This is a genomic window from Pedobacter hiemivivus, assembly GCF_005144565.1.
Lineage (GTDB): Bacteria > Bacteroidota > Bacteroidia > Sphingobacteriales > Sphingobacteriaceae > Pedobacter > Pedobacter hiemivivus.
Genome location: NZ_SWDX01000005.1, coordinates 531,921 through 544,961 on the forward strand (window position 1 = coordinate 531,921; position 13,041 = coordinate 544,961).

Consider the following 13,041-nt stretch of genomic DNA (forward strand, 5'->3'; position numbering starts at 1 on the left):
CCTAATATTTTAAAAGTATGGTAAACACCTGTGTCTCGCGCTGGTCATCAGCAGTATACTTCTCCAACTGCACATCCTTCACCCAGCCCTTTTGTTTCAACTCGTAAATCCAGCCATTAATGGCATACACACTACTCGTCTGCCCTTTAATCTTCATGCTTCCCAATTCCAGAGGTGCCTCTTTAATCAAGCCAATGCCGACCCCAACTAAAGGATTAATCTGTAACTCATCTAACGTAATATCTTTCGGCATGGAAGCACCAATCTGATCACACAAAAAGGCATACTTATAGCCCTTGTTCCAACCTAGCTTCTTCACCAAAGCTTCCTTCTCTTTCACATCCTGCTCTAGCTTTGCCCGGTTCTCAAAAATGTACGACTGTCGTCCAGCCCTGCTCATCAATTCCTCATTGCTCGAATTATACCCACTCAATAGTAAAAAATTAAGCATCAGCAGGGCGAAAAAGAAAAACACCATGGCCATGCCATATCTCTTAAACTTCAACTTAGCAGAAAGCCCAACCAGTCTATCTTTGATCGCATCGACCTCTACTTCAACCAGATCCAAACGATCGTGCAAAATCAACTGAAAAGCAGTAGCATAAGCCAGCAAAAACTCCTCAGGAATCGTCTCTATATCTATCTTCAACGGAAAGCCAGTATCTGTCCCTGCAACGAAACTATAATCGATCCACTCTTTAGCCGCATTCAGCACCACCTGGTGCCCATCAAACTTCAAAGTATCTCCGTACGAATTCAACTGAGGGATCACCTGATCAACAGTAAAAGCCCCCAAACTTAACATCAATACCTCTGCACCCTGCTTCTTAAAAACCGCCATTACCGCATCTGCTATTTCCCTTCTCACAATAGCCACAAAAGAGTGCGCCCCTGCCGGAAAATGCTGTACGTAAAACTCATCCAATTTCAGCGTTGGAAAAAGATGCTGTAGCGTTTGCGCAGAAGCCAGTTCAAGCCTTGCCGTCTTTTTAATCAACACGCCCTTACCCGTCAATGTTACCGCAAGCGGTTCATCTAATACAAAATCTGTAATCTTCGCCGAAGTACCCGAATAGCGCTTCTTCCCATCTATCTGGACCAGCTTTTTGCGAAGCGATAACTTCAATAACCTTACATCATAGCTACCATCTTGCTTCAAATGCACTTCTGCCCCTGCGCAACTGCTAAAACCATGATGTAAACCCAACAGCGAAACCATATTAATAAATGATTGTAGGCTTAATAAATACGATGGTCACCACCTTGCTATTCGACTTGCTTTTGCTGCTAAACAACCATTTCAAGATTGGAATCCTCGATAATATTGGAACCCCAGAACCGCTCTCGCTGCTTTCTGTACGTTCCAAACCACCCAAAATAATCATGTCTTCATTTTTAGCTCTTACAATCGATTCGAACTTACTTGTTGAGGTTGGTGGTGGTGCATTTTCAGGTGGATCACCGATAAAGTCAGAAATGTCAACCTTAATATTTAAAGTCACCTGACTATCGCCCGAAACTAAAGGCTTAATCCGAATTTCCAGATTTGCATCCACCGGCGTAAACTGCTCTGTTACCACAGTCTGGGTGGTTAATGATGGGATTACATTCTGTGTTTTTGTGCTGTAATATCTTTTACTACCTATGCTTAAATTGGCGGTATGCCCATTTAAAGTAGAAAGCTTAGGAACAGACCTGACTTCAACATTGCTGTTGTTTTCCAATGCACTCAACGTCACATAAAAATTAGGCGTCACCCGCCCGATATTGATGGAATTGTTCCGCCCCAACCTGCCCAGCAGATCATTGATTGCACCCGAACCGAAAGTATAATTTAAACCAGGAAACACCGTTCCGCCCCTTTTAATACTGTCCGATACTCCAGCCGTAATTCCAGTCTTAATACTCTTGCCTTTGCGAACATCAATTAACGTCACCTCTATTAAAACCATAGGCACCAGCTTATCCAATTGTTTCACATAAGCCTCAATCTCTGCTATTTGCGGCGCAGAACCCGATAAAAGTATAGTATTCTGCTCCCTAAATTCCTTGATCTCCACCCCCTTGCGCCATTCCGTAGGGATCATATTCTGAATCGTATCAATAGATCGGTTTTGAAGCTTCAATAATTTATGTGTCCGCAAGCCTTCATTCCTTCTGTCGCCAATCATGTAAACCCCATCCTCAACCCGATACGTATATTCGGTACCCTGAAATATAGAAGCCAATAAATTATCAAAGCTGATATCATTTACCCGCGAAGTAATGTTCCCTTTGATATCCGAATACAGAAAATAGCTGACATTGATTTCCTGTGCCCCATTTTTCACTACATCCATGATCGGCACATTTACCGCGTCTATACTCAATAGCTTTTTCCCTTGAAGAATCCGGTTCGACAGTCTAAAGCCACTATTGGATGTCCCAGCCGCCGAATTTAATGGTTTAGGATTTCTCCTTATCGCCGTATTCTTTTCACTGTTGATATAAAGCTCTTCTCCATCGTCCAAAGCTTCAAAAACATATACATTGTCATTCGTTTTCGCCAGCTTCAAGTCGTTGGCATAAGCAATTTTCTCTAAAGCCGTTTCAAAAGGAGCATCGGACAAAAATGCAGTTACCTTTTTGGAGAGCAAAGCATTAGGCACCACCACATTCTTTTGCGAAAGCTGTGTAATTTTACGTGCCACTTTAGATAGCGTATCACTATTTAACTCTACACTCAGCGAGTTGTCGGCCTTGTTATAGCGGACATTAATTTCTTTCATAGGCACAATCGGCCTTGCTTCCTGCACCTTGCTGACCGACATAATCGAGCCCACCAGGTTGATGTCCAAACCATACTCCTTGGTTAAAAACACCAGTACATTCAATGCCGTTTCATTGGTAAAATTATTGTAGACCTTAAAATTAAGGCTTGGATCAATATTGATATTCAAATTATTAGCCTGTGCCAGTGCACGTAAAAATTCCTGTACCGAAACGTTAGATACATTCAACTGTACCTTCTGGTTTAATCCCGGGACAGTAATCGCCAGGTTCTTCAACCGTTCCTCCACTATCCGTACCCGATCTGTAGTTGTTGGCATTTGTGCCAAAGCAATATTAAACTGAAAAAACAACAGCAATGTACAGATCATACCTTGCACTACTCCTTTATAACTGGTGGTTTGAGCGTTCATTAATTTGTAAATAATAATGGATAAATTTCTTCTATGGTGGTTTCACCCGAAGCAAAAAGAGCGAAAGCATTTTCACCCAAAGTTTTAATTCCCCTTTCCGCAAGCAAAGGGTTAATGTACATGTTGCCCTGTTTTATTTCGTGTGTCAATTCCTGATCCAAAGGAATCACTTCATATACTGCCTTACGACCGCTATATCCTGTATAATAACAATGTTCACAGCCCTTAGCTACATAATGTTCTGTAACCACCGAAAACGGTTTAAACTGTTTAGGATAAGCAACCACATCAAAAGCTTCCTGCACCTTACATTTATTACACAGCAAACGCAGCAGACGTTGCGCAACAGAGGTGTTTAAGGTATTTGCCACTAAAAATGGCGGAATACCCATATCCATTAAACGCGACACAGTTCCCCAAGCCGAGTTGGTGTGCACTGTAGAAAGTACCAGGTGACCGGTTAAGGCTGCCCTTATGGCCATGTTAGCCGTCTCCGGGTCTCTAATCTCCCCCACCATAATCACATCCGGGTCCTGCCTTAAAAAAGTACGCAATGCCGCAGCGAAAGTAAGTCCAATGCTTTCCTTCAGCTGAACCTGGTTAATGCCTTGTAAGGTGTACTCAATAGGATCTTCTATGGTCAATATATTTCGGGTCTCTTTGTTCAGATATTTTAGCGTAGCATATAGGGTGGTTGTTTTACCAGATCCGGTAGGACCACTGATCAATATAATCCCATTAGGTCTTTTTACCCCCTGCAGGTAATTGGCCAGATCAAAATCCGAGAAACCAACATGGTTCAGGTCAATATTTGCGGCATTGTTATTCAGCAAACGCAGCACGACCTTCTCTCCGTGTAAAGTAGGCAGCACAGATACGCGGATATCAAAAGCTTCTTCCCCTTCTTTAAAATTGATACGACCATCTTGCGGTAAACGCTTTTCAGCAATATCCAGATTTGCCATAATCTTGATCTTATTGATCAAAGCTGGATACTCTGTTTTTTTAAGCACATAACGCTCTACCATCATCCCATCAATGCGGATCCTTACCCTGCATTTCTCCTCATAAATCTCAATATGAATATCACTGCTTTTTAAGCTTCTGGCCTCACGAATCAGGTCGTTCAAAAAACCATCTCCTTCAATAGCCAATGCCATTTTCTGAAACTGGTGCTGCCCATTTTCTTTTAAGTAATGCTTATTCAGTAACATGCTGATGGTAGCCAAAGGCTGCTGTTCCAGACTGATATTTTTACCCAGTACAACCTCTAACTCATCGCTTAATTGGCTTACATCCGCATCATCATCACATAGCAACACCAATCCTGAGGAATTACTTTCCTTCGGCAAAATCCGATAGTGCCAAGCCTGCTCTTTGCTGATGGCATGGATAAATGCAGGATCAAAAGTATAGCCAGCTGTCATCATATAACATAAATTTTGGAGAGACAAAATCGACCAACATTACCACAACTAACAATGCGGCTTGTAAACCTGCCAGAGGAATATGGGGGTTGTTGGCTTTACCCTTTAGCGAAGCGACAACAATGGTGTATAACAATACTGCAATCAGGCTTATCACATAAAATAAAATATAATTTACTGGAGATAAGTAGAACGGGATAGCGGCTAAAAATAAAACATCGCCCCAACCCAGATAATCATTGGTCAGGCTTATTACTTTCCTATTTTTAATGGAGAAATAACCCCAAAGAATCAGTAGCTGAACCATAAGAAAAGTAAAGCCATATGTAGCATTTGTTACCGTTTCTTGAAATCCCACTAGATTATACTTCAACATAAACATCACTGCCGTTAATACAGGAAAACACAACCAGTATACCGCCCGGTAAACTAAGTCCTGATAGCAAATAAAAGCAAGGCTGAGTAGCATTACAACTTGTAATAAGATCATTAATCCGCGATTACTTCTTTCAGATTCTTTGCATGATCGATCTCCCATACATTAAAAGTTCCATCACCGTCGAAATCCGTAACCGCTGTAGCTCGAGCAAGGAAAGCATTATTTGTGGAATTGACTATTTCGATTTTATAATTAGCTCTGCCGTCTTTTCCATCTGTAGTTAACTTCTCCTGGATAAAACCAAGCTCGGTCAGATCGGAACTGTATTTGGACTTCTCGTAGAAGAAACTTTGCTGCAAGGTTGATAAATGCTCCAGCTGAACTTTAGCTTCTGTGCTTTTAGCTTTAGTAATTAAAGGGAGTAAATTAGGGAGCGCCAATAAAACCAGAATACCAATAATAACCAATACTACCAGTATTTCTGTAAGCGTATATGCGTTAACCTTTTGTTTTAGGAGCCGTTTAATCATGAGCAGCGATAATTTTTATCTAAAATAGTATTTTAATTGGATAGGCAAAAACTTATTGAAGAAAATTAGAGCTCTGTCATCATTAACAGTATATCTTAAAACAGATTTCATAAAATAACTAATTGAATATCGAGAAGAACCAAAATAGTTAACCATTAACTTAGGGGCACAGGATATAAAATGACTAAAGAAGAGCAGCTCGATTATAAGCAAAATCCCGAGGAACGGGGCTTTGAAATCATTTATTATATTCTATTTCCTTTAGATGCTCTATTCCTATGGGAGGCATTTGGCTTTCCCTTTGATTATTGCATAAATGCCTTTACCTTCTTACATCTAAGTTCTGATAGTACCTGCAAGAACAAATTTTGATTTCTCTCTCAATATTTCTTCGTTCTCGTTTTCATCAAAATCTCCAATCAATAAATTTCCATTTATAGCAACAGACTCAACTCCATTTTTCAATTCAATAAAATTTTTTTCAGCATATCTCGGATACAAAACAAAAATATCACCCGAAACGCCCTCAAAGTCTAAAAGGTAATTGGCTTTAAATATTATACAAGTAGCACTTAATATTTTAATGATAATTCCATTAATTATATTTTCGCCATCAACACTATTAAAGTCCCACGGTTCGCCAACTGATATAAAATATTTTTCTTGTTCCATAATTATTATCTTAAATGTTGCCAATTAATCAATTTTACTTTTACGGCGTCTAATGTCATAAACTCAGCCCCTTTTCCCATCATTCCATTTGCAGGTAGAACCTTTGTACCATTACTTAAAAGTGTCGGATTGTTTAGAATTTGAAACTCTACACGAAGTGTAGGAGCTGTAGGTAACGCCAAACGATTTTGAGCACTCGCTGCTGATTTATATAAATCCTTTGTAAAGAATGTTTCCCCCGCTCTACCACCTCTTAGTAATCCTGTAGTTTGAACAGCTTTTAATTCTGCTTCCGTCATATATCTAAAAGCGCTAGCTCCCCCCTCAGCCGCCGTACCTCCGAGTAATCCAACTCCTTTAAAAACCGCTCCACCAATTAACACTTCTTCAAAAAAAGTATTCGTTTCTATTCTTCCAGAATAGCTATTAATTCTTCCTGTAGACTCATTAAAACGTCCCATTTTCCAATCAGAGCGCATCGCGATAGACCTATCCAGATTGCCTTGAATCTTACTCGTCTTAGATTCGGAAAAATGTCCCCTAACGCTCCCATCTTTATCTGAGGTATTAAACCCCCAGGTATTACCATTGTTATAAATCTCATCAGGACGCTCACCTCTTACAAATGATGCAACATGACGCCATAAAGCTCCTATCAATGAATATCCACCATCCGGATCCACCGAAGATATAGGATTATTCCCCATTCCCACATAAGGAGAATCAAATTGCCCATAAGGGTCAGTACTCATCCACCTACCTATTGCTGGATCATACATCCGAAGATCAAAATTATTCCAACCCGTTTCTTTATCAACTTCAGAAAACTGCCCTTGATAACCATATCGATAATCATTATTGGCTAAAGTAAGAGGACTACCAAACGGATAATAATCGGAATAAGAAAGTACATCTGCATCTCCACTCGCTGTTTTACTCTGGTTAATAACAACTCGAACGTTCCCTAAATGATCCGTAAGCTCATATTTATAAGAATCATTACTTCGACTATAAACTCCAATACGAGAAGAAGTATACAAAGGTAATTCCTTTTGCTGTAATGCCGAGCCGTGATTATCATATATGGCCATAACATTTCCAGCGGCATCAGTAACATAATAAGTTGTTATATTTTGAACATGATCAGTCTTGCTTATCCGCGTTCCCATCTCATCATAACCAAATGAAACCTTTAACAGCGTATGACTTGCATCAGAATAAATAGAAACAATCCGACTACTAACATCATATACAGGATAATAACCCAAACCACCAGTCCTAACTTGGCCAGTCATACGGCCTAAATCATCATATATATAATCTCCATAACTATCTACAGATGTTAACTTATTCGTTCCTAGTTGATAATGAAAATTACTTCCTGAAAAGTTATTTTTTATATTTCCAGACTGATCAGTACGGCTTAAACTATTAATGTTCCCATTCGCATCATAGCCCAAATTAAACTCTCTGTTTACATTAATTGTCTCATTAAAGAAATTAGTGTTAAAATCAGGACTCCCATATTTATTATTATTGAACTGATATCTGTTATCATACTCATAAGTAAACATTGCAGGGTTATTTACTCCACCCCCGTAAACACCAACTACCGCACTCGGTTTTAAACTCCTCCAGCTTTGTCCTGATACACTGCCGTTAAAATAAGTCTTATTTGTACCTGTATTTAAACTGCTAATTCCTGTATTATTTCTATTGTAGTCTCCGTAAAAATATTCAAGCGTCATCCCAAAAGCATCTGGTGCAAAACCATTACCAACACCATCTTTGCCCGGGTCCTTAGCATTATCAGGATGATTAATCGCCTTAAGTAATCCCTGCGAAGTATAAGTATAATCTACCCCCTGAAGATTCTCCGCCAGTTCTATTCGCTTCAATGGGCCATGAAGATAATAATGGTAACGTGCTTGTTCTTTACGGCCAAGAAGCGGATCTGTTGAAGTGTAAGCAACCTGAAGGCGGTTATCTCCATCGTACTCATACTCGTGGATAAAACGTTCTGATGAAATATTTTTCTGATAATCTACCTTTACCACATTACCTTTAGCATCATAAGTATAATCAATAGTCTTAACCCCTAAACCAACAATTGATTTAACTAGCCATTTGACACGCCCTTCGCCATCATAGTTATACCAGGTTTTACTCCTCGCATTCTCCGTCCAACTTACGCCTGCACCTAAAAATCCTTCATCCTGTACATAACCAGGCAAACCATGATCATTATTTACATAGTCATAATGAACTATTATATTACTTTGGCGTGCTCCCCCTATCAATCCACCATCCAACGCTATACTTTCTTGCAAAACTTCATTTGTTTTGGCTGATGTAAAAGTAATATCGCCTGAAAAATACTCTCCAGACTCAGAGGATCTTCCCCATTGATCATAATTTGTATAAGAGAACTTCCCCGTTTTACGTTGCTCAGCATTTTGAGAAAAACGAATATTACCATCCTTCCGGTAAATATACTCTGCTCTACCTGCATCAGTATTGATTGTGGCAATTAATCGTCCTTGTAAATCATATTCGTTTCTGGCCACAAAAGGCACATCATCTAATGTGTTAAAGCTGCCAATGCCAAGATCCACGATTTTCTTTACACCTTCTGGAGCTATAGAGGATATTAACTGTCCCAAATGATTATAAAAATTAAAACTCAAATCAGTATAACTATTACTATACGATAAAGTAGCGTCTCCATTACCTGAAATTGCAGCCTTATAATAGCCCTTACTTAGTGTACCGCCACTCGTGAAGCTAATTTCCTGCTCATCCCCATCCATATTGTATAATTTCAACCCATCTCCTACAATCGTTACTGTCGAATTTTGTAGCAATTGAAAATAGTGAACCTGCTTTTTACCAAATGAAGAAACTGAAGCTTGGCATCTATCGCACACCCTAAATTCTGGGCCGACAGAAGGAACCGCATTATAACTTACTTCAAAAACCAGTGGGGATTCTATGCGATATAACCAAGAACCGGTTGATCCAGGATAATCACCTGCGCTCCCATTATAGTACAACTGGTAACTCAGTCCTCCATCATGACTTTCATAAACAGAAACAAATCCTTCTCCTCTTATTGAGATATCCTTAACAGTACCATATGTCCCTCCATTGATCTCAAATCTGTAGCCAACTTTATTATTAAGCTGTACATTATTATTAACAAATAATTGCCAATCGGCCCCTATCCCTGGCCGTGCACTAATTAAAGGATTCCCAGATAAGTCTGAGATTGAAATTCCTTGATTCCCATTCTCGTCAGTAACAACACTCTGAATTGCTTTATTTATTAGAGATTCGCTTTCCCCAATTAGCCCCGGTGAAAAGAACTTGTCTCTTACCTGTTTATAAAAATCAAGCTCATTAATTACAGGGATGTCTACCCCTCTGTTCTCGTGCCCCGCACCCATCTTTAACTGCTCTCCCACTCCAGCAGAACGTTTTAATCCACCGCTCCCATCTTTAAAATAATCACTTCTAGCATAAGGATATACTGTCGCTCCAACATAAGGCTCTGTTGAATTATTATTACTATAGTACCACCCTAATGTTCCCTTATTATTAATTCCAACCTGAGAAGGGTTATCAGTATTATTAAGATCAAAGTCATTGTAACTGTATTTCGCATCTGAAGTATTTTGAACAAAACCGTCTTTATAATTAAAAGCAGTATTATCAATTGGCGCAACTAGCGTACTTATAGCGGGGCGACCGAGAGCATCGTAAAGCTGTTCTGAGGCTAATACTTGCCCTTTTGATAAACTTTTAACCTGAGTCTGTAACGTCTTACCGTTATTGTCCATAAAGGCTTTTGATTCTCCTGTTAAATTACCATCTTCATCATAGGATTTAGTAAGGATCCAATTTCTCAATTGATCGGTGGAAGTAGCTAGAGTAACCTCAAAATTTAAAGTAGCACTACTACTCCCAGCACTGTTAAAAGCTGTGATGGTATACGTTGCAGCTGGCCAAACGCCTGAAGGGGTACCACTAATCTCACCCGTTGTATAATTAAAACTTAATCCAGGAGGTAATGAAGGACTGATCGTATAGGCTGTCATCAAAGTCATTTTACGAACCAAATTAGCTGCATTTTCAGCAACATACATTGTCCCATCCGGACCTTTAGAAATTCCAAACGGAGAGTTAAAACGCACTTCCCCTCCTGTCCCATTCACTGAACTTGCTATTGTTGCGCCTGCAAATGTAGTGACCTCTCCTCCAGGACTCACCTTACGAATCATGTTATTTCCTTGATCCACAACGTAAATATTCTCATCTCCATCCAATACCAAGTTATTTGGAGACCAAAACATCACACTAGCACCCGATCCATTTGCAAACCCTCTTGATCCGTTTCCAGCAATAGTACTCACCACACCCGAAGAACTAATTTTTCTTATCTTATCATTGGCCCGATCAGCTACATATAAATTGCCTGCTACATCAAAGGCCAGCCCCATAGGTAGATTAAAACTAGCAGAACCCGGAGCCCCATTTGCCGCCCCAGCACTACCTGAACCCGCAAAATCACTCACCACGCCCAAGGGACTGATCTTCCTGATTTTATGGTTATAAGCATCCGATACATAAAGATTCCCTGAACCATCAAAAGCCAAACCCATGGGAAATTGGAAACTTGCAGCTGTTCCTGTTCCATTAGCAGAACCAATAGAACCACTCCCGGCAAAGGTACTCACTACCCCTGCTGGAGTAATTTTTCTAATCCGGTGGTTTTGCTGATCGGATACAAATATATTCCCGGATGAATTTACAGCCATAAAAGATGGATGACGAAATAAAGCCGAGGTACCAACTCCATCCGCATACCCTGCATAACCACCACCAGCAAAAGTTGTCACCACTCCCGACGGAGTAATCTTGCGAATACTCTGGTTACCCACATCACTAACAAATACATTACCTGACGCATCTACTACAGTATTCAATGGATTATTGAAACTCGCTCCTGTGCCTATCCCATTTGTAAAACCAGCATATCCAGCCCCTGCAAGCGTAGTGGTACTTTGCCCCCCTAATGAAACTGCACCACCAGTATTAACCGGAATTAAACTTACCACTGAGCCAACAGTAAGACTGGAGGGACTAGTATAGGAAATCACGGGCAAAGAAGGCAAAGGTGGCGCCACAGACCCAACAACATTAATCGAGGTGGTGATATTTCCAACATTACCAGCATACCCCTCCGAAACAACGTAATAAGTCCCCGCTGGAAGAGTTGTTTGTATATAAGATTGTACTCCAGGGCAAGCTCCTTCCGGACTATCATCATTAAAAGCTATCTCATTTCCAGAAGCATCCAGCAAATGCATATAGGTATCGAATCCACTCCCGCAATGCGAAAGCGTAACTTCTGACTCACCTGATAAGCTGAATTGGTAATAAATATCATTACTTGCCTGCCCTATATCATTTCCCAGACAACCATCGGCATTGCTCCTACTATCTGTATAGCTACCAGAACTACCAAAACTACCAGCATGGATCGCATTACCAATATTGGCTCCTTCAGATGGTGTACCACCCGTACTCGAAATATCAAAACTAAGTGCTATATCCCCCGTATTATAACCTGAACCTTCTGCTACAATATAATACGTACCTGCACCAAAGTAAGTATAGATATAGGAAGTAACCCCACCGCACATTGACCAATCATCATCACTAGATGCAATCACATTATAATTCCCGTCAAGTACATACAAATAAGTATCGAAAGTACTCCCACAAAGAGAAATACTAACGTCTGTGGCTGACAACAGGTTAAAACTATACCATACTTCAGGGTTAGGATTACCAAAACTGTCGTTAAAATAATAATTATTCTGGTAATCTGTAAAGGTCGTATTCCCACATGAATTTATCGCGATGGGAAATGCATCATACATCGAAGTACCACTTTGAGCCTTTGCCGGATTCCAGCCAAGCCCCAGTAGCACAAAAAGTAGCAATATATGTTTCATATCAGGGGTTATTAAGTTAAATACGAATGCTTATGGTTTACTTACCTTCTTCAGGTTTTCCCTCTCCGTAGTCGGAATCACCTTATCCAGCTGCTCGGGACTAAGCACCTTTTGTAACTTGAGATTCTTACTATCAATAAGCGTACTAATCCTAGCACGTTTTGCTACAATATTCAATCCGGTATCCGACACGACTAACTTTAGTGCAGCTTTATAACTATCTTGGATCTCGGCTACTTGTTGCGCCTTTAGAGAATCCAACTGTAAAGTCTTACGGTAATAATTTCGTTGTTGCTTTTGTCTTTGGACATCTACTGATTCTTTTTTTTCGCCTCCTTGTTGTCCATAACTATTAAAGGCTATTCCTGTTAATAACAAGAACAAAAAATATATTTGTAGCTTCTTCATATGATTAATTTTATGACCTGGTATAAGAATCGTTACGTTTAACAACTCGCTTAAGCTTGCCTCCACGAGTTTTCGTCTTTGCATCTTCAAAGAACCTTGATTGCTTTATTTGTATATCTTCGTAGTACTTTTTAGTATTGGGGGAGGCGTCTGATTGCAGCTTACTGACTTGTTCAGGTGTCAATAATTTATTTAATTTTTGTTGTCGTTCCTTAATAATCACCTCCAGCATTTTACGCTTATCTATCGGCTTTAATTTGTTATCCTTTAAAGTCTGCATAATTAGTTCCTTTTTATAGTCTAATGCCTCAATAATTGCTTTCGACTTTTCAGGTGAAACAGATAATGTTTTCCCAATTTGAGACATACGTTCATCACTCACCTCCTTGGTTTGCCCAAAGGTTATTGTTGGTGACATGCTGC

The 13,041-nt window shown here is 39.9% G+C and carries 9 protein-coding genes; all 9 read right to left on the reverse strand.

Going from position 1 to position 13,041, the window contains the following annotated elements:
* Position 1 precedes the first annotated feature (1 nt).
* The 9 genes from FBD94_RS15365 to FBD94_RS15405 all read right to left on the reverse strand — a co-directional run bounded on the left by FBD94_RS15365 (position 2) and on the right by FBD94_RS15405 (position 13,036).
* Positions 2-1,219 (reverse strand): PilN domain-containing protein, encoded by a 1,218-nt coding sequence (locus tag FBD94_RS15365; protein WP_136880820.1) that lies wholly within the window; start codon positions 1,217-1,219, stop codon positions 2-4.
* Position 1,220: 1 nt separating this feature from the next.
* Positions 1,221-3,182 (reverse strand): type II secretion system protein GspD, encoded by a 1,962-nt coding sequence (locus FBD94_RS15370; RefSeq protein ID WP_235884498.1) that lies wholly within the window; start codon positions 3,180-3,182, stop codon positions 1,221-1,223.
* Entirely contained in the window at positions 3,182-4,612 is a 1,431-nt protein-coding gene (locus FBD94_RS15375) for a GspE/PulE family protein (protein WP_136880821.1), read from the reverse strand. The genes FBD94_RS15370 and FBD94_RS15375 overlap by 1 nt, the downstream gene beginning before the upstream one ends.
* Entirely contained in the window at positions 4,587-5,099 is a 513-nt protein-coding gene (locus FBD94_RS15380; protein WP_136880822.1) for a hypothetical protein, read from the reverse strand. The genes FBD94_RS15375 and FBD94_RS15380 overlap by 26 nt, the downstream gene beginning before the upstream one ends.
* Complete coding sequence (locus tag FBD94_RS15385; RefSeq protein ID WP_136880823.1) at positions 5,099-5,518, reverse strand: type IV pilin protein; 420 nt, start codon at positions 5,516-5,518, stop codon at positions 5,099-5,101. The genes FBD94_RS15380 and FBD94_RS15385 overlap by 1 nt, the downstream gene beginning before the upstream one ends.
* A 336-nt stretch (positions 5,519-5,854) precedes the next feature.
* Entirely contained in the window at positions 5,855-6,190 is a 336-nt protein-coding gene (locus FBD94_RS15390; RefSeq protein ID WP_136880824.1) for a hypothetical protein, read from the reverse strand.
* A 5-nt stretch (positions 6,191-6,195) separates the two neighbouring features.
* Complete coding sequence (locus tag FBD94_RS15395) at positions 6,196-12,210, reverse strand: RHS repeat-associated core domain-containing protein (protein ID WP_136880825.1); 6,015 nt, start codon at positions 12,208-12,210, stop codon at positions 6,196-6,198.
* Positions 12,211-12,240: 30 nt separating this feature from the next.
* Positions 12,241-12,618 (reverse strand): hypothetical protein, encoded by a 378-nt coding sequence (locus tag FBD94_RS15400; RefSeq protein WP_136880826.1) that lies wholly within the window; start codon positions 12,616-12,618, stop codon positions 12,241-12,243.
* A 10-nt stretch (positions 12,619-12,628) separates the two neighbouring features.
* Entirely contained in the window at positions 12,629-13,036 is a 408-nt protein-coding gene (locus tag FBD94_RS15405) for a hypothetical protein (RefSeq protein WP_136880827.1), read from the reverse strand.
* Positions 13,037-13,041 lie beyond the last annotated feature (5 nt).